This is a genomic window from Conservatibacter flavescens, from assembly GCF_002795425.1.
In the GTDB taxonomy this organism is placed as follows: domain Bacteria; phylum Pseudomonadota; class Gammaproteobacteria; order Enterobacterales; family Pasteurellaceae; genus Conservatibacter; species Conservatibacter flavescens.
The window spans coordinates 1-23,623 of the sequence record NZ_PHHA01000006.1 but is presented as its reverse complement, the minus strand read 5'-3'; the positions used below and the strand labels follow the sequence as shown (position 1 = coordinate 23,623).

The 23,623-nt window shown below is 40.4% G+C and carries 25 protein-coding genes; 19 read left to right on the top strand and 6 right to left on the bottom strand.

Translation table 11 applies throughout. The annotated features are described in order from the left end of the window. Positions 1-67 precede the first annotated feature (67 nt). The 10 genes from hisD to hisIE all read left to right on the top strand — a co-directional run bounded on the left by hisD (position 68) and on the right by hisIE (position 9,063). Positions 68-1,351, top strand: coding sequence for a histidinol dehydrogenase (gene hisD, locus CVP05_RS04195; protein ID WP_100288331.1), 1,284 nt, complete (start codon positions 68-70; stop codon positions 1,349-1,351). 85 nt (positions 1,352-1,436) lie between these two features. Then, positions 1,437-2,489: a histidinol-phosphate transaminase gene (gene hisC / locus CVP05_RS04190; RefSeq protein WP_100288330.1), complete on the top strand. Its 1,053-nt coding sequence runs from the start codon at positions 1,437-1,439 to the stop codon at positions 2,487-2,489. Between the two features lie 119 nt (positions 2,490-2,608). Then, positions 2,609-3,064 (top strand): IS200/IS605 family transposase, encoded by a 456-nt coding sequence (tnpA, locus tag CVP05_RS04185; protein WP_100288329.1) that lies wholly within the window; start codon positions 2,609-2,611, stop codon positions 3,062-3,064. A 36-nt stretch (positions 3,065-3,100) separates the two neighbouring features. Beyond that, positions 3,101-4,186 carry a bifunctional histidinol-phosphatase/imidazoleglycerol-phosphate dehydratase HisB gene (gene hisB / locus CVP05_RS04180; protein WP_100288328.1) on the top strand — a complete coding sequence of 362 codons (1,086 nt, stop codon included), beginning with the start codon at positions 3,101-3,103 and terminating at the stop codon, positions 4,184-4,186. 175 nt (positions 4,187-4,361) lie between these two features. Beyond that, entirely contained in the window at positions 4,362-5,243 is an 882-nt protein-coding gene (locus CVP05_RS04175; protein WP_100288327.1) for a hypothetical protein, read from the top strand. Positions 5,244-5,251: 8 nt separating this feature from the next. Then, positions 5,252-5,845: an imidazole glycerol phosphate synthase subunit HisH gene (gene hisH / locus CVP05_RS04170; RefSeq protein ID WP_100288326.1), complete on the top strand. Its 594-nt coding sequence runs from the start codon at positions 5,252-5,254 to the stop codon at positions 5,843-5,845. A 97-nt stretch (positions 5,846-5,942) separates the two neighbouring features. Beyond that, complete coding sequence (locus tag CVP05_RS04165; protein WP_100288325.1) at positions 5,943-6,785, top strand: BRO family protein; 843 nt, start codon at positions 5,943-5,945, stop codon at positions 6,783-6,785. A gap of 30 nt (positions 6,786-6,815) precedes the next feature. Further along, a complete protein-coding gene (gene hisA, locus CVP05_RS04160) occupies positions 6,816-7,565 on the top strand; it encodes a 1-(5-phosphoribosyl)-5-[(5-phosphoribosylamino)methylideneamino]imidazole-4-carboxamide isomerase (RefSeq protein ID WP_100288324.1) in 750 nt (249 codons plus the stop codon). Next, positions 7,547-8,317, top strand: coding sequence for an imidazole glycerol phosphate synthase subunit HisF (gene hisF / locus CVP05_RS04155; protein ID WP_100288323.1), 771 nt, complete (start codon positions 7,547-7,549; stop codon positions 8,315-8,317). Before hisA ends, hisF begins: the two co-directional genes overlap by 19 nt. A gap of 17 nt (positions 8,318-8,334) precedes the next feature. Then, a complete protein-coding gene (gene hisIE, locus CVP05_RS04150; protein WP_279324776.1) occupies positions 8,335-9,063 on the top strand; it encodes a bifunctional phosphoribosyl-AMP cyclohydrolase/phosphoribosyl-ATP diphosphatase HisIE in 729 nt (242 codons plus the stop codon). 39 nt (positions 9,064-9,102) lie between these two features. Here hisIE and prlC read toward each other — a convergent pair whose 3' ends face one another. The 4 genes from prlC to CVP05_RS04130 all read right to left on the bottom strand — a co-directional run bounded on the left by prlC (position 9,103) and on the right by CVP05_RS04130 (position 13,973). Beyond that, the gene (gene prlC / locus CVP05_RS04145) at positions 9,103-11,142 is read right to left on the bottom strand and encodes an oligopeptidase A (protein WP_100288321.1); all 2,040 of its coding nucleotides are present in this window, start codon (positions 11,140-11,142) and stop codon (positions 9,103-9,105) included. Positions 11,143-11,335: 193 nt separating this feature from the next. After that, entirely contained in the window at positions 11,336-12,196 is an 861-nt protein-coding gene (pdxY, locus tag CVP05_RS04140; RefSeq protein ID WP_100288320.1) for a pyridoxal kinase PdxY, read from the bottom strand. Between the two features lie 79 nt (positions 12,197-12,275). Then, complete coding sequence (gene accA, locus CVP05_RS04135) at positions 12,276-13,229, bottom strand: acetyl-CoA carboxylase carboxyl transferase subunit alpha (RefSeq protein WP_100288319.1); 954 nt, start codon at positions 13,227-13,229, stop codon at positions 12,276-12,278. 102 nt (positions 13,230-13,331) lie between these two features. Then, positions 13,332-13,973, bottom strand: coding sequence for a DUF1919 domain-containing protein (locus CVP05_RS04130; RefSeq protein WP_100288318.1), 642 nt, complete (start codon positions 13,971-13,973; stop codon positions 13,332-13,334). Positions 13,974-14,115: 142 nt separating this feature from the next. On the opposite strand from CVP05_RS04130, the gene CVP05_RS04125 reads away from it, so the two are divergent. From CVP05_RS04125 to CVP05_RS04115, 3 genes are read left to right on the top strand one after another with little or no spacing between them, the layout of a single operon-like run. Then, the gene (locus CVP05_RS04125; protein WP_100288317.1) at positions 14,116-14,754 is read left to right on the top strand and encodes a nucleoside recognition domain-containing protein; all 639 of its coding nucleotides are present in this window, start codon (positions 14,116-14,118) and stop codon (positions 14,752-14,754) included. Further along, positions 14,751-15,218, top strand: coding sequence for a YjiG family protein (locus CVP05_RS04120; protein ID WP_100288316.1), 468 nt, complete (start codon positions 14,751-14,753; stop codon positions 15,216-15,218). Before CVP05_RS04125 ends, CVP05_RS04120 begins: the two co-directional genes overlap by 4 nt. Before the next feature lie 9 nt (positions 15,219-15,227). Next, positions 15,228-16,352 carry a M20/M25/M40 family metallo-hydrolase gene (locus tag CVP05_RS04115; RefSeq protein WP_100288315.1) on the top strand — a complete coding sequence of 375 codons (1,125 nt, stop codon included), beginning with the start codon at positions 15,228-15,230 and terminating at the stop codon, positions 16,350-16,352. Between the two features lie 79 nt (positions 16,353-16,431). Here the strand turns inward: CVP05_RS04115 and CVP05_RS04110 are convergent, their stop codons facing one another. Beyond that, positions 16,432-16,728, bottom strand: a complete 297-nt coding sequence (locus tag CVP05_RS04110) for a DUF4298 domain-containing protein (RefSeq protein ID WP_100288314.1) — start codon at positions 16,726-16,728, stop codon at positions 16,432-16,434. Positions 16,729-16,738: 10 nt separating this feature from the next. Beyond that, positions 16,739-17,674: a 50S ribosomal protein L3 N(5)-glutamine methyltransferase gene (gene prmB / locus CVP05_RS04105; RefSeq protein ID WP_100288313.1), complete on the bottom strand. Its 936-nt coding sequence runs from the start codon at positions 17,672-17,674 to the stop codon at positions 16,739-16,741. Between the two features lie 131 nt (positions 17,675-17,805). On the opposite strand from prmB, the gene smrB reads away from it, so the two are divergent. The 6 genes from smrB (at position 17,806) to CVP05_RS04075 (ending at position 23,618) form a co-directional block, all read left to right on the top strand. Then, complete coding sequence (gene smrB / locus CVP05_RS04100; RefSeq protein WP_100288312.1) at positions 17,806-18,312, top strand: endonuclease SmrB; 507 nt, start codon at positions 17,806-17,808, stop codon at positions 18,310-18,312. A gap of 122 nt (positions 18,313-18,434) precedes the next feature. Further along, complete coding sequence (locus CVP05_RS04095) at positions 18,435-19,658, top strand: PfkB family carbohydrate kinase (RefSeq protein ID WP_165773119.1); 1,224 nt, start codon at positions 18,435-18,437, stop codon at positions 19,656-19,658. Between the two features lie 35 nt (positions 19,659-19,693). Continuing rightward, entirely contained in the window at positions 19,694-20,644 is a 951-nt protein-coding gene (locus CVP05_RS04090; protein ID WP_100288310.1) for a tripartite tricarboxylate transporter substrate binding protein, read from the top strand. 55 nt (positions 20,645-20,699) lie between these two features. Next, positions 20,700-21,146, top strand: coding sequence for a tripartite tricarboxylate transporter TctB family protein (locus CVP05_RS04085; RefSeq protein ID WP_100288309.1), 447 nt, complete (start codon positions 20,700-20,702; stop codon positions 21,144-21,146). A gap of 9 nt (positions 21,147-21,155) precedes the next feature. Further along, positions 21,156-22,658: a tripartite tricarboxylate transporter permease gene (locus tag CVP05_RS04080; protein WP_100288308.1), complete on the top strand. Its 1,503-nt coding sequence runs from the start codon at positions 21,156-21,158 to the stop codon at positions 22,656-22,658. Between the two features lie 15 nt (positions 22,659-22,673). Beyond that, positions 22,674-23,618: a dihydrodipicolinate synthase family protein gene (locus CVP05_RS04075; protein WP_100288307.1), complete on the top strand. Its 945-nt coding sequence runs from the start codon at positions 22,674-22,676 to the stop codon at positions 23,616-23,618. The last annotated feature ends 5 nt before the right edge of the window (positions 23,619-23,623 follow it).

Sequence of the window (23,623 nt, the reverse complement as noted above, 5' to 3'; positions counted from 1 at the left end):
CGCAAACCAAATAATAAACGGGCGGGCACAGGACCCGCCCCTACAAGTGGTCAAAAAAGGAAAAAATATGCAAACCCTCATTTGGAAAAATCTGACAGAACAACAACGTAAAGAAGTGCTGACTCGCCCTGCGATTAGCTCATCAGTAAATATCCAGCAAGTAGTAGAGACGATTCGAGAAAATGTATTGGCGAATGGCGACAAGGCGTTATTTGAACTAACCGAAAAATTTGACAAGGTGAAATTATCCAGCCTTATTGTTACAAAAGAAGATATTGAGCAAGCTGCCAATCGTATTTCAGCAGAGCTAAAACAGGCTATTCAAAATGCCTATCGCAATATTGAGACCTTCCACGCTGCTCAAAAACCACAGCCTATTGAAGTGGAAACCCAAGCCGGTGTGAAATGCGAAGTTGTTACTCGCCCAATCAACAAAGTGGGCTTATATATCCCGGGTGGTTCTGCCCCTCTCTTTTCAACAGTGTTAATGTTGGCAATACCCGCCAAAATTGCAGGCTGTCAAAAAGTGGTACTTTGCACGCCACCACCAATTGCCGATGAAATTCTCTACACCGCTAACCTGTGTGGTATTGATACGATTTATGCCGTAGGCGGTGCACAAGCGGTTTTTGCCATGTCATTTGGTACAGAAACGGTAACAAAAGTGGATAAAATTTTTGGGCCGGGTAACGCCTTTGTTACTGAGGCAAAACGCCAAGTTAGCCAATTTGGTACGGCGATTGATATGCAAGCTGGGCCATCAGAAGTCTTAGTGATTGCGGATAAATTTGCCGATCCTGATTTTGTCGCCAGCGATCTGCTTTCTCAAGCAGAACACGGAGCAGACAGCCAAGTTATATTGGTAACAGACAGCCCAACCTTAGCAGAGGCGACCGAGCAAGCAATTGAACGCCAACTTGCAACATTACCGAGAAAAGAGACTGCTTGCAAAGCCCTTGAACATAGCCGAATTATCATCGCTGATAACTTACCGCAATGTGTCGAAATCAGTAATGCTTATGCACCAGAACACCTTATTGTACAAACCGAAAACCCACGCCAACTATTGCCATTATTGGACAATGCAGGCTCAATTTTCTTAGGGGCTTATTCACCAGAAAGTATGGGCGACTATGCGAGTGGCACTAACCACGTATTGCCAACTTACGGCTACTCTCGCACAAGCTCAAGTTTGGGCTTAGCCGATTTCAGCAAACGAATGACTGTACAAGAATTAACCCCACAAGGGTTTAAAGATCTCGCAAGAACGGTTGAACTCATGGCTGCTGCTGAACAGCTAGAAGCCCACAAACAGGCGGTGAGTATTCGGTTAGAAAAAATTGAAAAATAATCTGTAGGGGCGGGTCCTGTGCCCGCCCGAATATTCGATATGCTTACGGGCGGGCACAGGACCCGCCCCTACAAGGATAATAAATATGCAAATCTCACAACTCTCTCGAAAAAATGTTCAAGCCTTAACGCCCTATCAATCCGCTCGCCGACTTGGAGGTAAGGGCGATGTGTGGCTAAATGCCAATGAATACCCGACCTCGCCAAATTTTGATTTATCTGACCGCACTTTTAACCGCTACCCCGATCCGCAACCTCAAGCTGTGATTGAAGGCTATGCTCGTTACGCAGGCGTGCAACCAGAAAATGTGTTGGTCAGCCGAGGCGGTGATGAAAGTATTGAGTTAATTATTCGAGCGTTCTGTGAGGCAGATGATTTCGTATTATATTGCCCACCGACTTATGGAATGTATGCGGTCAGTAGCGAAACGTGCGGTATTTCCGCAAAAACCGTCCCCCTCACTGCCGATTTTCAATTAGACTTAACGGAAATTGAGAAAAATCTTGAGGGCGTAAAAGTCGTATTTGTTTGTAGCCCAAATAACCCAACAGGTAATCTGCTTAAGCGGTCTGATTTGCTCAAACTTTTGCAAATGACCCAAGGTCGAGCCATTGTGGTGGTGGATGAGGCCTATATCGATTTCTGCCCAGAAGCAAGCCTTGTAACAGAACTGAAAAATTATCCTCATCTCGCCATTATTCGTACCCTTTCCAAAGCCTTTGCCTTAGCAGGCTTACGTTGCGGTTTCACGCTTGCCAATGAAGAGCTGATTAGCGTACTACAAAAAGTGATCGCCCCTTATCCATTACCTGTTCCTGTCGCTGATATTGCCACCCAAGCCTTATCATCAGAAGGGATAGAGCAGGTACAATCTCGTATTACGGAAGTATTAACCAATCGCCAGTGGCTGATTGAGGAATTAAGCAAATTATCAAATGTGGTACAGATTTTCGATAGCGAAGCTAACTATATTTTAGTGAAATTTACCGATGGTCAAAAGGTTTTTCAAACCCTATGGGATCAAGGCATTATCTTACGCGATCAGCATAAAGCATTGGGGCTTGCGAATTGTATTCGGATTACGATAGGCACGAAAGACGAAATGGAAAAAACGATGAATGCTATAAAAACAGTCTGATGCAGAGCATCAGCACTATGCGTAACCTAGTACGAAGTGCTAGGATATGAGCAAATACCACGCACTAGCATGCGTGGTTACGCATAGTAATGTCGCTCTGCGACACCTAAGGAGCAACGATGAGCTACACTAGAAATATCTACCACATTATTTTCCGTACAAAATATGGCGTGCCGAGTATTGTGGAAGAAAATGAAGCATATCTTTATCGCTACATTTGGGGCTTTGTGAGAGAGCATCAATCGGTACTTTATCGAGTGAATGGAATGCCCGATCATCTTCATCTTTTGGTAGAGCTTCACTCTACGCTTAGCGTTGCTGAATTTGTGCAGAAATTAAAAACGACAACCCATAAATGGATTGATGAAAATAAACATTTATTTCCTGAATTTTATGCTTGGTCACGGGGATATTGCTCTTTGACTTATTGCGAACGAGATAAAGAAAAAATCATCAATTACATCAAAAATCAAAAAGAACATCATAAAACACAGAATTTTATTGATGAAGCCAAATTCCTACTAACCGAAGCAGGAATTGAAATTAACGAAGAATTTTTTGAAAAAGACTTATAGCGATACAGCATCTGACATTACACAGGAGAACCAAATATGCAACCAACCTTATTTATCGACCGTGATGGTACGTTGATTGATGAACCGAAAACCGACTTTCAAATCGACAGTCTTGAAAAACTCAAGCTAGAGAAAAATGTTATCCCAGCCTTGCTAAAATTACAAAAAATCTACCGCTTGGTGATGGTAAGTAACCAAGACGGCTTAGGCACAGCTTCGTTTCCACAGGAAGATTTTGACAAGCCACATAATGCGATGATGGAGATTTTCCGCTCGCAAGGCATTGAATTTGATGATGTTTTGATTTGCCCACATAAGCCTGAAGATAATTGCCAATGCCGTAAACCTAAAACGAAATTATTGAAAAATTATATCGATAAAAACTTATTCGATCCCGACCGCTCTTTTGTGATTGGCGACCGTGCAACCGATGTACAACTGGCAGAAAACCTTGGCATTCAAGCATTACAATATCACCCCGAAAAATTAAATTGGGATCTAATCACCGAAAAATTGCTCGCTCTGCCTGTTGCCAATAATCACAATGCCCCCCGCTATGGAGAAGTCGTGCGTACGACCAAAGAAACGGATATTAAGGTACAAGTCTGGTTAGATGAAGCTGGCGTAAACCAAATTCACACAGGTGTCGGTTTTTTCGACCATATGCTCGATCAAATCGCCACCCACGGTGGATTTAGAATGAATGTCTCTTGCAAAGGAGATTTGCATATTGATGAACATCACACCGTTGAAGATACCGCCCTCGCACTCGGGGCGGCACTCAAACAAGCGATTGGCGATAAACGCGGTATTCAACGCTTTGGCTTTGTGTTGCCTATGGATGAATGTAAAGCAGAATGCACAATGGATCTCTCGGGACGCCCTTACCTGAAATTTAAAGCGAAATTTAAACGGGATAAAGTAGGCGATTTCAGCACCGAAATGACCGAACATTTCTTCCAATCTCTCGCATTTGCAATGATGGCAACCCTGCATTTAAAAGTGAAAGGCGACAACGCTCACCACCAAATCGAAAGCCTGTTTAAAGCCTTTGGACGTACATTAAGACAGTGTATTCGGGTAGAGGGGAATGAGTTGCCGAGTAGTAAAGGAGTGTTGTAACCCTACACTGATGTATAGGGTTATGCATAGTGCGGTTGCTCCGCAACCAATATAACTAACTTGTCGCAGAGCGACAGCATTATGCGTAACCTAGCACGCAAGTGCTAGGAAAAAAAGTAAGGTTAGAGTTTGCAAAGTTTTTGGGATATTTGACCGCTTGTATGAGGGCTATAAAATGTATTTTGAAAGAGATAGAATTGAATTACCGGAGAACGCTGTTCAAGGAAATCAAATTGATATGGATTGGTTAAAAACAGCAACTCCAGAAGAACAATATGAAGCTTTGTATCAATGGTTCACAAACCAATATGAAGATCCAGCAGAATCTTTGCCCTATGTATCTCAAGAAGGGGGATATATTCCCATACATGGTGCACTAGTTGATCCATTTGATGAATTCTGGGAATTTGGTGATATTGTTTCAGATGAAATTATAAATAATGTAGCGCAAGAGCTATATGATATAGCTGGTAATAAATGGTCTCCTGTTCCATCTATTGATGACTTTTATGAGATTAAAGAAACTGCACTTGATAGGTTTGAGTTAAGAATAGCAAGAGCTTTTGATTTGCTGAATATAAAAGATGATTTTTTAATTAAAGCTTCTGTATTCAGTTTGTTAATTACTGCTTTTGAAACCTATTTATGGGAAATAACCAAGGAGTATTTGAGTAATGATAAATTAAATTTAGAAAGTCATTTAATTAATAATTTAGAAGCATTTGAGAAAAAAATGTCATTAGCCGATATTTATTTTAAAAGAATTGATGTAAAAAAAGAGTTGTATGATTTGTTAGATAATAAAATTGTATGGCATAACATTAAATCATTAACTCCCATTTTGGCTAAAGGATTTGTGATAGATCCATTACCTGATTTTGGAAATATTCAAAAACATTTAGATAAAAGACATAATATCGTTCATAGATTTGGTATGAATATTGATGGGTATGAAATGCCTTTAACTAAAGAAGAAATAGTAGAGTTAAAAACTGATTTAACTCTTTTTGTTTACGAATTAGAGCAAAAGATTAGTGATAGATTAACTTCATTGTAGGATAAAAAATGACCAATCTTACCATCATCGACACAGGCTGTGCAAACCTGTCATCTGTAAAATTTGCATTCGACCGTTTGGGTATTCAGGCGGAAATTAGTCGTGATTTAGACAAAATCAAATCGGCAGACAAGCTATTGCTCCCCGGTGTGGGGACAGCGGCGGCAGCGATGAAGATTTTGCATGATCGTAACTTGATTGAAACAATCCAAAATGTTACTCAACCCATACTTGGGATCTGTTTAGGTATGCAGCTTATGACTGAATTTTCCAGTGAGGGAAATGTACCGACCTTAAACCTCATGCAAGGCAATACGCAACCGCTTCCAAATACAGGCTTGCCATTGCCACATATGGGCTGGAATAAGGTACATTACGAGCAAGATCACCCGCTTTTCGCAGGGATCGAGCAAGACAGCCATTTCTATTTTGTACATAGCTATGCCGTGTTGCCAAATAAGCATACTATTGCCACCTGTGATTACGGTGTGCCATTCTCTGCTGCATTACAACACAGTAATTTCTACGGTGTGCAATTTCACCCTGAACGTTCTGGTAAAGCAGGTTCGCAATTGCTGCGTAATTTTATGGAAAATATTTAATTTTGTGATACTGATCGCAAGCTCTCAACTCTCTGTTTAGTTTAATTTATAGAGAATAATAAGATAGATTGATTTAAACAGACACATTGAGGTATTTATGAATGAAGTAAAATTATTTGAAAATCAGCAGGTAAGATCTATCTGGGACGAAAGCCAAGAGGAGTGGTTATTCAGCATCATTGATGTTGTCGCAATTCTTACTGACAGTACAAAACCACGTGATTATTGGTATCGTGTTAAGAAACGGATGTCAGAAGAAGAACTTGCTGAGTTGTCGACAATTTGTCGACAACTGAAATTACGTTCGACAGACGGTAAATTCTATAAAACTGATGTAGCAGATATGCAAGGCATTTTCCGTATTATCCAATCTATTCCAAGCCCTAAAGCCGAGCCGTTTAAAATGTGGCTAGCTGAAGTGGGTAAAGAGCGATTAGATGAAGTAGTCGATCCTGAATTAATTATTGATCGAGCATTACAAACCTATTTACAAAAAGGCTATTCACGAGAATGGATTAACCAACGTTTACAGGCAATTCAAGTGCGTAAGGAATTGACTGATGCTTGGCAAGATCACGGTGTAAAAGCAGGGAGAGAATATGCTATTTTAACAGATGAAATCACCCAAGCTTGGAGCGGAATGAAAACCAGAGAATATAAAAATTTTAAGGGATTAACAAAAGAAAACTTGCGAGATAATATGTCCACAACGGAATTAGTCTTAAATATGTTGGCAGAAACGGCAACAAAAGATATTACTCAAATTAGCCACCCTCAAGGTCTAGACGAAAATCGCAAAGTGGCTCAACGAGGTGGAAATGTTGCGAAGATTGCTCGCCAAAGTTTAGAGCAAGAAACAGGGCAATCAGTTATTACCCAAAAAAATGCGATTGATTTTGCACAGCTTATTCAGGCGGTAAATCAAAAAACGAAAAAATAGAAATAAGAATACACAATAGGAAACACAACAATGAAACACTCAATCATTATTCCAGCCCTTGATTTAATTGATGGACAAGTGGTTCGTTTGCATCAGGGGGACTATGGCAAGCAAACCAATTATTCTTCTAATCCGACCGCACTTTTTGCCGATTATGTGGCACAGGAGGCGGAGCAATTACATTTAGTCGATCTCACTGGAGCAAAAGATCCAGCAAAACGTCAAACCAAATTGATTGGTGAGATTATTCAGGCGATTGATTGCCCTATTCAAGTGGGCGGTGGTATTCGCACCGAGCAAGATGTAGCAGATCTATTAGCGGTGGGAGCAAATCGTGTGGTGATTGGCTCAACAGCAGTGAAAGAGCGAGCAATGGTCAAAGGCTGGTTTGAGAAGTACGGTGCGGAAAAATTCGTGCTAGCGTTGGACGTAAACATTGACGCAAGCGGTCAAAAAATCATTGCAATTAGCGGTTGGCAAGAGGCAAGTGGCGTGTCGCTTGAAGCGTTAATTGAAGAATATCAAGCAGTTGGATTACAACACGTCCTTTGCACCGATATTTCCCGTGATGGCACATTAGCTGGCTCAAATGTGGATCTCTACCGTGAAATCTGTGCCAAATACCCTGAAATCCAATTCCAATCATCAGGGGGGATTGGCTCGCTTGCCGATATTGAAGCATTAAAAGGCACAGGCGTGGCAGGAGTAATCGTTGGGCGAGCTTTGTTAGAAGGTAAATTTAGTGTAACGGAGGCAATCGAATGTTGGCAAAACGGATAATTCCGTGCTTGGATGTAAAAGACGGGCAGGTGGTCAAGGGAGTGCAGTTTCGCAATCACGAAATTATCGGCGATATTGTACCGCTTGCAAAACGCTATGCGGATGAAGGGGCGGACGAGCTGGTTTTTTACGATATTACCGCTTCGAGCGATGGGCGTACGGTCGATAAAAGCTGGGTACAACGCGTGGCAGAAGTGATTGATATTCCTTTCTGTGTGGCAGGTGGGATCAAAACGGTTGCCGATGCAGAACAGATTTTTGCGTTTGGTGCGGATAAAATTTCGATCAATTCACCTGCCCTTGCCGATCCCGACTTAATTTCTCGTCTTGCAGATCGTTTTGGTGTGCAAGCGGTTGTGGTTGGGATTGATAGCTGGTTTGAGCAAACTACGGGCAAATACTGGGTAAACCAATACACAGGCGATGAAAAACGCACTCGTCAAACCAACTGGCAAACCCTTGATTGGGTACAAGAAGTACAAAAACGTGGTGCAGGGGAAATCGTGTTAAATATGATGAACCAAGACGGAGTGCGTAATGGCTACGATCTTGCCCAATTAAAAGCAGTGCGTGAAGTGTGCAACGTACCGTTAATTGCTTCAGGCGGTGCAGGGGAAATGCTACATTTTAAAGAGGCTTTTGAGCTTGGTGTAGATGGGGCATTAGCGGCAAGTGTGTTTCATAAGCAGATTATCAATATCAGCGAGTTGAAGGAATATCTCGCAAAAGAAGGTACGGAAGTTCGTAGATAATTGTAGGGGCGGGTCCTGTGCCCGCCCGAATAAAAGTATGTTTATGGGCGGGCACAGGACCCGCCCCTACAAGATTTAACAAGCGGTCAAATTTTAGGAAAAATATGCAAACAAAAATCAACTGGCAAAAAGTCGATAACTTACTTCCCGTTATTGTACAAAATATCCATACAGCTGAGGTGTTAATGCTTGGTTATATGAACCAAGACGCACTTGCTAAAACCCTTGAAGAAAGACGAGTAACGTTTTTTTCTCGCACTAAAAACCGTTTATGGACAAAGGGCGAAACGTCAGGGCATTTTCTCAATGTGGTGGATATGAGTTTGGATTGCGATAACGACACCTTACTGATTTTCGCTGATCCCATTGGTGAAACTTGCCATACTGGGGCGGAGAGTTGTTTTCACCAATTTGAACAACAAGCAGTTCAAAATGGCATATTTTTTGCCAAATTAGAACGTATGTTGGCAGAGCGTAAAAAAGCTGATCCAGAAAGTTCTTATACCGCAAAACTCTATGCTAAAGGCACGAAAAAAATTGCACAAAAAGTCGGGGAAGAAGCGGTAGAAACAGTGATTGCCGCCATCTCAAAAGACAAGGAAGAATTAGTCTCTGAAACCGCTGATCTGCTTTATCATCTCACGGTTTTATTACACGACAGTAATTTAGAATGGGCAGATGTGATGGCAAAATTACAGGAACGCCACCAAGGGATTGGTTTACACCCAGAAGGGTCAAATAAATAGAAAAAAAAGAGATGAACGTCAAATTCATCTCTTTTTCAATTATGCGATTCCTTTGTGTCTTAATAAGGCATCTAAAGTCGGTTTACGCCCTCTAAAGCGTTCAAATAATACCATAGGTTCTTCACTACCACCGCGTGTAAGAATCTCATCTAAGAATGATTTACCTGTGGTTTGATTAAAAATGCCTTCTTCTTCAAAGCGAGAGTAAGCATCCGCAGATAAGACTTCTGCCCACAAATAACTATAGTATCCAGCAGCATAGCCACCAGCAAAAATATGGCTAAAGTTGTGCGGTGTTCTTGCCCAGTCTACACCTTTAATCACCGATACTTGTGTTTTTACATTACGTAAGGTATCTAAAATTTGATTGGCTTTTCCTGGTTCATAATGATGATGTAAGCGGAAATCAAATAGGCCGAATTCTAATTGACGTAATACAAACATCGCAGCTTGGAAATTTTTGGCTTTGAGTAATTGAGCTAATTTTTCTTTTGGTAGTGGCTCGCCTGTTTCATAATGCCCTGAAATAAAAGCGAGAGCTTCTTCTTCCCAACACCAGTTCTCCATAAATTGGCTTGGTAGCTCAACCGCATCCCAAGCAACACCATTAATACCAGCAACTTCTCCCACATCAATTTGTGTCAACATATGATGAATACCATGCCCAAACTCATGGAATAGAGTAGTGACTTCATCATGAGTAAATAAAGCAGGTTTATCGCCAATAGGCTTGTTAAAGTTACAGGTTAAATAAGCTACTGGGGTTTGAATAGAACCATCTGTTTTTCGTTTGCGTCCAACGCAATCGTCCATCCACGCGCCACCACGTTTATTTTCGCGTGCATATAAATCTAAGTAGAAACTACCACGTAGCGTATTTGTCTCATCAAGCAAATCAAAGAAACGCACATCTTTGTGGTAAGTATCCACATCAAAACGTTCGACAGCATGAATATTAAAAATGCGTTTGACTAATTCGAATAATCCAGCAAGCACCCGATCTTCAGGAAAATAAGGACGAAGCTCTTCATCATTTATCGCAAATAGATGCTGCTTTTGTTTTTCGCTATAAAAGCTAATATCCCAAGCCTCAAGTGCGGTCACATTTTCAAAATTTTTGCAAAACTCAGTTAATTCAGCTAACTCTTTTTCACCTTGAGCTTTAGAGCGTGTGGCTAAATTCTCAAGGAAATCTAAAACTTGTTGCGGTGTTTCAGCCATTTTGGTAGCAAGGGATAATTCCGTATAAGTGTTAAAATCCAGTAATTTTGCTAATTCTACTCGTAAGTTTAGGATTTCTTCCATAATGGACGTATTATCCCACTTGCCGGCATTAGGGCCTTGTTCAGAAGCACGGGTTACAAATGCGCGATACATTTCTTCACGTAATGCGCGGTTTTCACAATAAGTCATTACAGGCAAATAGCTTGGAATCTCGAGGGTGAAGCGATAACCGTTTAAACCTTTGCTCTCTGCAGACAATTTGGCTGCGGCAAGCGCTGATTCAGGTAAACCGACTAATTCATTTTCATCTTCAATAATTTTTTCCCAACCCATTGTTGCATCTAAAACATTATTGCTGAACTGGGAATTGAGCTCGGAAAGGCGACTGACAATTTCGCCATAACGCTGTTGTTTTTCTGTCGGTAAAGAAATTCCTGACAATTTAAAATCACGCAGACTATTTTCAATGGCTTTTTTCTGTGCCACAGAGTAATGCTCAAACTCAGGGCTATTTTTTAGTTGCACATAAGCATTATACAGCCCCTGATGTTGTCCCACCCATGTTCCGTATTCGGATAAAAGGGGTAAACAAGCTTGGTAAGCTTCACGTAGTTCAGGGCTATTTTTCACCGCATTGAGATGTCCCACCGGTGACCAGGCTTTATTTAAGCGATCATTAACTTCGGCTAAAGGTTGGCAAAAATTTTCCCAAGTAAAGTGCGGTGTATTTTTTAAGAGTTTTTCTGTAGTTTCACGACATTCTTGGATTAATTGCTCAATAGCGGGTTGGATATGTTGTGGCTCAATTTTCGAAAATTGGGGTAAATGGGTTTCGGTAAGTAATGGATTTGACATGATTTTTCCTTATAAACTTAATGCGAATAGGGTTGGCGTATCGTTCACGCCTGTAATGAAAACAACATGTGGTCTGAATTGACTAAATTCAAGAGGAAATATTATTTATTCATTCATGGGTATAGACATCTGCCTAGCACGCAACACCATGCTAGGCAAAATATTTTTTGTTTTCTGATAAGGGGTCAACTGATTAAGCAATTTTTTCTGCACGATATTGGCTGATTGGATTAGCAATGACATGGCGAGCTTCTATCAGTTGTAACTCATAGGAGCCAATATCATGGGTAATTTGCATGACATCATTTACCGCATTCGCCGTATGTTCAAAAGCCTCTAAATCTGATTTGCCATTGAGTAAATTCGCTAAAAATACGCTCGCGGTTAAATCACCAACACCAACAGGATCGCGAGAAAAATCATGTAATGGACGACTTAAATGCCACATACCTTGTTCGTTAGCCAATAACATTTCAAATTGTTTTGGATCTTTGCCAACCTTGCTCAAATGTTTTACTACAACGGTTTTTGGCCCTTTAGCACGAATAGCTTCTACGGCGGCTAACGCTTGTTCAAAATTTTCGACAGTTAATCCCGAAAGCTCACGTAATTCCACTAAATTTGGCGTAGCAAGATCAGCGGCTGGCAGGGCAATATCAATTAATCCTTCTTTTACACCATCAGCCACAATACAGCCTTTATCAGGATGTCCCATTACAGGGTCGCAAAGATAGATCGCATTTGGGTTAATTTTTTTAATTTTTTGAACCGTATTAATAATTTCTTGCACTTGGTCGGAAGAACCGATATAACCCGATAAAACCGCATCACAAGACTTTAACGCACCGATTTCATCAATACCACGTACAATTTCACCAATTTGCTCTTTAGGAATGACCATACCGGTCCACTTACCATATTGAGTGTGATTAGAGAATTGCACGGTATTCAGCGCCCACGCGTCTACACCAAGTAGTTGCATAGGGAAAATTGCGGATTTATTTCCGGCATAACCATAGACAACATGGGATTGAATAGAGAGTACGTTTTTCATATTTATTCCTTATTATTGTTGTTATATAAAACAGAAAAGTGCGGTCGTTTTGACCGCACTTTTTTGAGAACGACAAAATTTAACAATAGCCGTAACTCATTAAACGTTCGTAGCGACGATCGAGTAAATTTTCTTGATCTAATACATCTAAATCTGCCAAATCTTCGAGTAAGCGTTGTTTTAAATTCGCCGCCATCTCATCAAAATTACGGTGTGCACCGCCTAATGGTTCTTTGACAATATTATCAATTAAGCTCAACTCTTTTAAGCGCGTGGCGGTGAGTCCCATCACTTCAGCGGCTGTTGAAGCTTTTTCTGCGCTTTTCCATAAGATCGAGGCACAACCCTCAGGCGAGATAACAGAGTAGGTGCTGTATTGTAACATATTGACTTTGTCACCCACGCCAATAGCTAACGCACCGCCAGATCCACCTTCGCCAATGACAGTACAAATAACAGGCACGGTCAATGTTGACATTTCTCGTAGATTTCGCGCAATCGCTTCCGATTGACCACGTTCTTCCGCACCGACACCAGGATATGCGCCAGGTGTATCAATAAAAGTAATAATTGGCAGTTTAAAACGTTCAGCCATTTGCATTAAACGTAAGGCTTTGCGATAGCCCTCTGGAGCAGGCATACCAAAATTACGTTTGACTTTATCTTTTACCGTACGGCCTTTTTGGTGTCCAATAACCATCACTGGACGGCCGTCTAGACGGGCTAATCCTCCAACAATCGCTTTATCATCAGCAAATGCACGATCACCGGCTAATTCTTCGAATTCAGTAAAGATACGCTCAATATAATCAAGGGTATAAGGTCGATTTGGGTGGCGTGCCATGCGTGAAACCTGCCAAGCATCTAAATCAGCAAAGGTTTTTTTCGTTAATTCCTCGCTTTTTTTCTGCAAGCGTGCGATTTCATCATCTAAATTGATTTTATCATCTTGGCTTGCTACAGAGCGCAAAGATTCAATCTTCGCTTCAAGCTCTGCAATAGGAAGTTCAAAATCTAAATATTCTTGGCTCATTCTTTTTTCCTAATAAAAAATTTATTTTCTTACCGCACTTTAGCAAGATTTTGCTTTAGGGGCAAACTTCATCGGGTATTTTACGGCTTTTTTCACAAAAAATCAGGCTTTTTGATGAATTTTCCTTGCGACAGCAGTCTGATTAAACCAGTTTACATAATCAAACTGATCGTAATATTTTTGGCCAAACCAGCCAGCGTATTCAAATAAGTCTCCTACTTGTCCTTGCGCCTCAAATCCTTTTATATAAAAAGCGGAAGAAAACTCAGGATAGGCTTGATGAGTGAAGACAACTTTGTTTGGAAAAGGCAGTTGATCAAAAGCTTGTAAATCTTGGTAAGTACAACCGTCGCGATCTGTCATCATAATAAATAAATTGTCGTCATTGATCCGAGCGCTACGCGTATACCATTTCTCTTCGGCTTCTTGAATAGAATGGTAATGCATAAAATGTATGGAAATATCCTCTAGTTTGGCGATGGGATAAGGGCTTTCTTGCTCAAAATTTAATTTAACATTTTGATAATATGGGATATTTTGTAAATAACGAATAAAGTCTTTAGGTGTGAGATATAGATTCACAAAAGGAGAATGAAATTTTTGCCCTAAATCATGCAAGATCAACGCTCCATTACAATTACTGGCGAGCAAGCTCATGTCTTGATTATTCAAGCGTTGTTTATTGGACGAATTGATCCTATGGCGGAAACAATGGTTAATCAAGCGTTTAATTTTATGCAACATAGCTCATGGTTAGACAATAAATAATAAACAGTTTAGCATAAATTTATCCTTTTTCAGAAATGTGATTTCGTGAAATAGTTCACAGTTTATGAAGGGTTTTTCGATTATAGTATGATGAGAAATTTTATCTAATGGAGGAAATATGAGAGAAGAAATAAGCCCTAAGATGTTGATTGCTGGAACCGTCTCTTTGGTTTGTGCAGTCATTTTCTTTGGCGGTTTTGCCAAAGATTTATGGGGAGGCATTTTTGATTTTAGTAAACTCACGGGGCAATTTCCCGACTGGTTGAAAACATCAGGGGGAATGAGTGCAAAAGGTGGATTCTTATTTGCGCTCACCCTTGTGCCAAGTGTGATGTTAGCGTTGGGTTTTGTGGCTATTTTTGAACATTACGGGGCCTTAGCTGCGGCTTCAAAATGGCTCAGTCCGATTTTAAAACCATTAATGGGGATTCCCGGAGTATGCTCCATTTCTCTGATTGCGAGCACACAAAGTACGGATGCAGGTAGCTCAACGACTAAATTTTTGCGTAATGAAGACAAAATTACGCATAAAGAATTGTTAATTTTCTCGGCCTTTCAATTTAGTGCAGGGGCATTGTTAACCAATTTTCTTTCATCTTTTGCGCCGCTTTTACAAGTGAGTGATCAGTTTGGGAATGTCGCACCTGTTTCTATCGCGATGTGTTTGGGCGTGATTTTTATATTTAAGATTTTTGGCGCAAATTTAATGCGTTTATATGTGAAAAAATTTGTAAAAGAGGATGAGGCAGAAGTATGAGTGAACAAATAAAAGAGAAAAAATTAATTACTGATATTTTTGTGGAAGGCGCAAGAAAAGGTTGGAATATTGCGGTTCATAGCACCATTCCTAATGTGTTAATGGCATTTGTCATTATTTACATTTTAAATGCCTCAGGCCTGTTAAAATTATTAGGAGAATATGTTGGATTTATCATGACCCCATTGGGTTTGCCAGGTGAATCTATTGCTGTCTTTTTAGCGGCATTTTTAAGTTGGGGTGGGGCAGCTGGTGTGTTGGTGGCTTTAGTACAGGAAGGCACATTAAACGCACAACATATCGCCATTTTATTACCTGGTATGGCCCTTGTGGGATCAACCGTGCAATATATGGGACGTATTTTAGGCGTATTAGGCGTACCCGGTAGACATTATCCGGTTTTATTTGGCATTTGTATTGTGAATGCTTATCTTGCTATGTTTGTTATGCAGTTTTTGGTATAGGAGAAGAGCATGCGCAATGAACAATTAGATATTTTTTTAGCAGAACTCAAAGAATTAACGGAAATCGAAAGTCCGAGTTATGCTTTAGAAGGGGTGAATCAAGTTGCTGATTGGTTTATTCAAAAAGCGGAAAAACTTGGCCTATCTCATCAAAAAATCCCTATGGCAACCGATAAAGTCACCGATTGTTTGCTAGTGAGTAATAATTTAGCCGCTGAACAGTATGATATTTTATTTGTCGCTCATATGGATACGGTATTTCCAGTGGGTTCAGGAAAAGATGTGCCATTTACTCGACAAGGAAATCACATTAATGCTTTAGGCATTATTGATGACAAGGCCGGTGCTTTATTGGCGTTTTATATAGCGCAAGAGCTAGATTTGAGCAAATATAATATCGCCATTTATTTGAATTCTCATGAGGAAATCGGATCGCTGTATGCGAAAGAGAGTATTCGAGAATATGCTAAAAAGTCGCGCTATTGCTTTGTGATGGAGCCGGCTCGCGAAGATGGTTCAATGGTTGCCACCCGTAAAGGCATGGTCACTTATGATATTGAGTTTCATGGCGTTGCCGCACATGCAGGGAATAACCCAGAGCGAGGACGATCAGCGTTAGTTGAAGCCGCAAATTTTATTGTCGCATTTTCTAAACTTAATGATTTTGAAGCCGGACATACCTTTAATTGTGTGATGACCAATGGTGGCACGGCACACAATGTGATTGCGGATTTTGCCTCACTGACCATTGAAATGCGTTATCGTAAACCATCGTCTGTTGAGTTTTTTGAACAACAGCTGAAATCCATATTGGAAAATCCGCTGGTGGATGGGGTGACAGCGAAAAAAAGATTGGTCAATGATGAAGCGCCAATGATAGATGAAGAGTATTTACCAAAATTAAAATTGTTATTTGATGAAGCTGGAAAAGAGCTCGACTGTAAAATCAGTTGGGTTGATGCAGGGGGAATGAGTGATGGAAATATTGCCGCTTCTGCAGGTTGTCCAACCATTGATGGCTTAGGGCCTACAGGCGGTAATATGCATGCGAAAACAGAATATTTAGTTGTAGATTCTGTTGTGCCTAAATGTAATTTGGTGTTAAAAGTGATTGAAAAGCTATTTAATAAATAACGGTGTCTCAGACCGCTGGCAAACCCAGTTAAGGATAAGGGCGTATTGCACGCCCTAAAAGAAATAACGTTTTGCTCACCTAATCAAGACGTTCTAATAAAGGCTTTATCTGTTCAGTTAATGTTTGATATTCAGCGAGAAGATTCCAAATTGCATCTTGTGACAACACACTATAATTGCCCTTTGTGTCAATTTGAAAATGATCCGCAGCATCATAATATTCTAGCCACTTTGGATTAAAATAAAAATCACAAAGAGTTTGCATTCTTTGAGTCGCCTCACGCCAGAGTTCCACACTATTTTCAAGGGCAGGAAGCAAAGCCATCAAATGACCATACTGATCTTGCATCTCTTGGATTTCCTGTTGTGTATCCATTGTTCCCCTCTTATGCTAAAGAGTGGCTAAATCGCGTTTTATACTGCAACAGCGTGGCTTTATCAATTGCAAATACACCATCTCCCCCATGTTCAAATTGCAACCAATTAAAGGGAACATCAGGGTATTGTTCAATTAAATGCACCATACTATTTCCTACCTCGCAGATTAACACCCCATCATCACTGAGATAATCAGCCGCTTGGGCCAAGATACGTTTAACCAGTATTAAACCATCTTCACCGGCTTCGAGTGCCATTAGCGGTTCATGACGGAATTCATCGGGCATATCGTCAATATCTTCCGCATCCACATAAGGCGGATTCGTCACAATTAAATCATATTGATCTTGTGGCAACTGCTGGAAAAGATCCGATTGTAATGGAATAACGCGATGGGTTAAGCCGTAACGTTCAATATTCATTTCTGCCACATTTAAGGCATCAACAGAGAGATCCACCGCATCAACTTCGGCTTCTGGAAAACGATCTGCACAAGCGATAGCTATACACCCACTGCCTGTACACATATCTAAAATGCGTTTAGGTTCAGATTTGATTAAACCGGCAAACCCCGATTGGATTAATTCCCCAATTGGCGAACGTGGAATTAAAACACGTTCATCAACATAAAATTCCAATCCGCAAAACCAAGCCGATTGTGTTAAATAAGGAACGGGCGTTCGATCTTCAATACGTTTAATCACCAAATCAATCAATCGTTCTTTTTCCGTTTGTGTCAGGCGCGCATCGAATAAATCGGAAGGCGTATCTAAAGGTAAACGTAGGGCTGTTAATACTAATTGCATCGCCTCGCTCCAAGCATTATCTTGCCCATGTCCGTAAAATATATCGGCATGGTTAAAATTGCTATAAGTCCAGCGTAAGTAATCTTTAATGGTATGGAGATCTTTGTCGACTAAATCGACATCCACATATTCAGACATAATTATTCCTCTAAATAAGATCCAGTGATCTTAACATAAGATGCTATTTATAACATATTTGAGTCAATGAGTGTTAGCATGTTATAGTGAGGCATAGACTAAATTATCTATTATCTAATTGAGAAAACACTATGCTAGATGCGGAAGATATTGCATTATTTCGAGAGTCGATTAAAGGCACTAAAAAACTAACACAAAATACCTTTGTGCCACCGAGAACCGTGAATGTAAAGAAAAAAGCAGAGATTCGAGAAATTCGAGAAAAACAAGACACATTGTTTTATTTTTCAGATGAATATGAGCCACTTCTAAATGATGAAAGTGCGGTCAAATATTTAAGAGAAGGTGAAGATTCTTATATTTTAAAACAGTTACGACGAGGTGATTTTTCACCAGAGTTATTTTTAGATTTACATGGTCTAACTCGCGAACAGGCAAAACAAGAACTTGCCGCATTAATTCAAGCTTGTGAAAGCGAACATGTCTATTGTGCAAGTATTATGACCGGCTACGGAACCTATACACTCAAGCGCCAAATCCCTCGCTGGTTAGTTCAACACCCCAAAGTAAGAGCATTACATCAAGCGCCAAAAGAATGGGGAGGAGAAGCTGCGATTTTGGTATTGCTAGATGTTTAATTGAGCCAGTTATTTGATTTCTTTTTTAATGAACATTTAAATGAACCTAAATGTTCATTTCCCACCTAAAAATTATTGTTCCGTCACATTATTCCTCTCTAAAAGCCAGTATAGTGCTTGTGATGAAAAATATTACACAAAACGAACGGCAACTTTTTATTTTAAAGCTCTTAATGGAAACGACACATGTGATTCCTACGGAATACATGGCGAAAAAGTTTGACGTAACGGCAAAGACGATCAGACAAGATATTCACAAATTAGAACAACAAGGATTATTAACCCGTGTACGTGGCGGAATTATCAAAAAATCAGGTATGAATCTAGATTTCCACGAGATTCAATCTTTATTTTTTCAGGATTTCGATCCCGATGTGGCAAATATTTACCGGGAACATATCCATAAAAACTTATTAAGCAAGAATACAGTTTTAATTTTAGGCTCATTTAACATTGATATTGCCGTCAAAATTTCGGATTTCCCTAAATTGGGCGAAACAATTTCAAGCCAAAGCAGTAATTATATGATTGGTGGAAAAGGGATTAACCAAGCCCTTGCCATTGCGGCAAATAATATGCCGGTAACCTATGTTGGAAAAATTGGGCAAGACCAGTTTTATCAATATGCAAAAAAATATTTAAACAGCCACCGTCTGATCAAAGATATTATTTTTGAATCGTCAGAATCACCAACAGGGCTAGCGATTGTATTGGTGAGAGATGATGGCGAAAAACAAATTATCGTCAATAGCGGTGCCAATAAAAAAATTCATTTAGAAGATATTTATGCTATTGAAGAAGAGATTAAACAAGCTGAACTGATTTCGTTACAAATGGAAAATAATTTAGAGGCAATTTTAGCCGTCGTCCAAATCGCACAGCAATATCAGCGAAAAATCGTATTGGATCCCACGCCATTTGTACCAGAAATTTTAGATATATTGACCGCACTTTATTTACTCACGCCCAACCAATATGAGGCAGAGCAATTAACGGGGATAGCCATTAGCGATGAAAACTCGGCATTACGGGCGATTAATATATTGCATGAAATGGGCGTTCCTAATGTTGTGCTAACGTTGGGTGCACAAGGAGCAATGGCTTCTACAAATGGGCGCGTGCAGAAAGTGAATGCTTATAAGGCGGTAGTGAATGATAAATCAGGCGTGGGAGATGCGTTTAATGGTGCATTATTAGCACGTTTAGCATTGGGCGATGATTTATTTACAGCGACGGATTATGCCGCCGCATATGCGGCATTATGCGTAGAACGATTTGGGGCTTCTAATATGCCTAAAGGGCATTTGGTCAAGCTTAAACAGCAACAATCTATAGCGAAATCATAGATTGAGTATTCCTTCCTACATAAATGAGGTGAACGATGAAAAAACGCATCAGTAAAACACTATTAATCAGCACAATCTTTGCATCTTCTGTGGTAATGGCGGCTTATCCTGAAAAACCAATCACCCTTATTGTGCCTTGGGGAGCGGGCGGTAACACCGATACGATTGCGCGCTTAGTCGCGAAAGGATTACAAGAAGAATTAGGAACCAATGTCAACGTGGTTAATCGTACGGGAGGAAGTGGCGTAGTTGGGCATAATGCCATCAAAGTTGCCAAACCAGATGGCTATACCTTAGGTGTGCTAACCGCAGAAATTGCGTTAATGCGTCATCAAAAAATGGCGGATCTCGGTTATCAGGATTATACCCCGATCGTACGTTTAGCAGTGGTAAATGGCGGTGTACAAGTTGCTAAAAATTCGTCATTTAATCACATTAACGATTTATTACAGTATGCGAAAGACAATCCAGGCAAGCTAAAAGCCTCCGGTAGCGGTTTAAATTCCATTTGGCATTTAAACTTATTAGGCATATTAAAAAGTGCGGGTTTACCCAATGATGCAATCAAATTTGTCCCTGCTCAAGGCGCAAGTGCGGCACTACAAGAACTGGTATCAGGCGGCGTGGATCTTATCACCTCTTCACCAGGGGAAGCCAAAAGTATGACAGATGCCGGCATGGTAAAACATCTGGCTATCACCTCAGAAGTAAACGATCCTTTATATCCGGATGTTCCGGTCTACCAAGAGGTCACGCCATATAAATGGGCATTATACGGTTGGAATGTATTAAGTGCGCCCAAAGGCTTGCCACAGGATGTGCAAGAAACTCTTGTGAATGCCATGAAAAAAGTCTATGCCAAAGGCGAATTACAAACATTTGCCAACAAACAAGGATTTGGCGTAGGGGAGTTATATGGCCAGCCCCTAGAACAATTTATGGCGAGTGAGGAGGCGAAGTTTGGAGAGTTATTGTCTTCTCAATAATATTTGATGATTTATTGACGTGAGGATACCCGTTGCTAACAACGGGTATAACAAGATGGTTAGATTATTTACCCCTTTAATTTTATGTATCTTTGGCCTATTTATCGCGAGTTATAGCTATATAACCTATGCCGATTTTTCAGCCTACGGCGCTGCATTTTATCCCACCATTATCGGGTGTTTGGTTGCGTTATTTTCGCTAATGGATTTTGTGATGGAATTAAAAATCAGACATGCTTATGTGGTGCAATCCATCAACCTAAATCACCAGTTAAAAGCAGTGGGATTTGTGTGTTTCGCCATTGTATTTTATATCGTTTTCTCCGAACGTATCGGTTTTATTCTTACAACCGGCTTGATATTAATATTGATGGCCTTGCCATGGGTGAAAAAAAATAAAATATTGACCGCACTTTTCTTAATGTTGGTAAGCGCGGCTATCTACGGCGTATTTGCACAAGTATTACAAGTCGCACTGCCAACGGGCGCATTATTTGAATAGGAATGGATTATGGATATTTTAGTCAATGCGCTAGCTTATATTGATCTAAACGCGATCATCGCCATTATGCTGGCCGGATTATTTGGTTTATTTGTCGGCGCAATTCCGGGTCTAACAGCAACTATGGCTGTTGCGTTAATGGTACCTTTTACCTTTTTTATGGAACCCATACCCGCATTAGCCTTAATGATTTCTGTTGGCGCGTCTTCCATTTATGCGGGCGATATTCCCGGTGCGTTATTGCGTATTCCCGGTACACCAGCATCCGCAGCTTATGTCGACGATTCTTATTTATTAGTCAAACAAGGTAAAGTCAATCGCGTATTGGGATTAGGCTTAACCAGTTCTGTGATTGGCGGCGTGATAGGCACGCTAATCTTGGGGTTAGCCGCGCCGATGTTGGCTCAATTTGCCCTAAAATTTAGTTCATTTGAATATATGTGGTTATCCTTATTAGGACTAAGTTGCGCAACCTTAATCGCAGGCAAATTTATTATAAAAAGCCTATTAACCCTATTATTTGGTATTCTCATTTCAACCATTGGCTTTGATGAGTTTACAGGACAACCGCGCTTTACCTTTGGCTTGGTTTCACTGTATGAGGGAGTCAGTTTTATCCCGGCTATGATTGGGTTATTCGCCATTTCAGGGGCCATAGAATATTATGCTAATCGCAATAAAACCGAGAATCTCTCGACAATTCCAGCGCTACAAGAAAAAGCCGGATTAAATATTTTTAAAGGCGTGGGTTCAGCACTAAATAAACGCAAAGGCAGCGTGGCGCGCAGTAGCATTATTGGCACATTAATTGGGGCGTTACCGGGAGCGGGGGCAGATATTGCAGCATGGATCTCCTACGCCATTTCTAAAAAATTCTCCAAAACACCTGAAAAATATGGAAAAGGATCCGAAGAAGGTATTATTGATGCCTCAAGTAGCAACAACGCCAGTTTAGCCGGAAGTTGGATCCCATCATTAGTGTTTGGCATTCCGGGCGACTCAGCGGCCGCGATTATTATCGGCGTACTGTATATGAAAGACATGCAACCAGGGCCATCATTATTTTTATTTCAGCCTGAGAAATTATATGCAGTCTTTATTATCTTCTTATTGGCAAACCTTGCTCTTATCCCCTTAGCCCTCATTGTGGTGAATTTCTTAAAAAAGATAATTCAAATTAACAAAGATATTCTCTACCCCATTGTGATCATATTTAGCATCGTTGGCGCTTACGCCATTAACAACTCAATGGAAGCGGTTGTTGTTATGCTAGTTATGGGCGTTTTAGGGTATTTTTTACAAAAAAATCATTACCCAATTTCACCGATTATTCTCGGTATGATCTTAGGTCCAATGCTAGAACGAAATGTATTAGCCTCACTCACAAAATCAGATGGCAACTTAATGGCCTTTGTCGAGCGTCCGGTGTCTGCAGGATTAGCGATATTCTTCTTACTGATTGTGATGCTACAAGTATGGGGCATAATCAAAAACTTTAAAGCACAACATTAATATATAGGTGACAATATGAAAACAATTCAAGGCATTATCCCAGTTATGTTGACCCCATTTCAGGCTAACCATGAAATTGACTATGATGGATTACGCGACTTAACCGATTGGTATATCCACAATGGTGCAGATACCTTATTTGCCGCATGCCAATCTAGCGAAATCCAATTTTTAAGCTTAGAAGAAAGGATCAAAATAACCGAAACCGTACTTGCGCAAACAGCAGGGCGAATACCGGTTGTGGCTTCGGCACATGTTGGCCAAAGTTTAGATGAACAAGTGGAAGAACTCAGCGCGATTTATCAAACCGGCGTAAATGCAGTGATTTTAATTACCAACCGATTAGATTGCCATAATCAAGGCACAAAAGCCTTAAAAACACATTTTGAACAACTGCTCGCGCGCCTACCAAGTAATATCAAATTGGGATTATACGAATGCCCCGCGCCTTATCGTCGCTTATTAACTGATGAAGAAATCCGCTATTTTGCCGAATTTGATAATATGCTCGTGTTAAAAGACGTCTCTTGCGATTTAGAGACCATAAAACGTCGTGTCGCATTGACCCAAAATAGCAACTTAACCATCGTCAACGCCAATGCCGCTATCGCATTTGAAGCCATGAAAGCCGGATCGGAAGGATTCTCAGGGGTATTCAATAATATTCATCCCGATCTTTATGCGTATTTGTATAAACATAAACACAGCAAAGATCCGATGGTACAAGAACTCGCCCATTTTTTAGCCATTTGCGGCGCCGCAGAAAGTTTTGGCTATCCAAATATCGCGAAATTAATGCACACCAAAATCGGCACATTTAAATATTATCATTCCCGCGTGATGCAAGAAGAGCTACTTACAAAATATTGGGCAGTAGAAGCATTACTGGATCACATCATGCAAGCCTCTAACATTTTTAGACAGAAATTAAAATTAACTCCCTATTCTGTAGCGGGATGATCCTA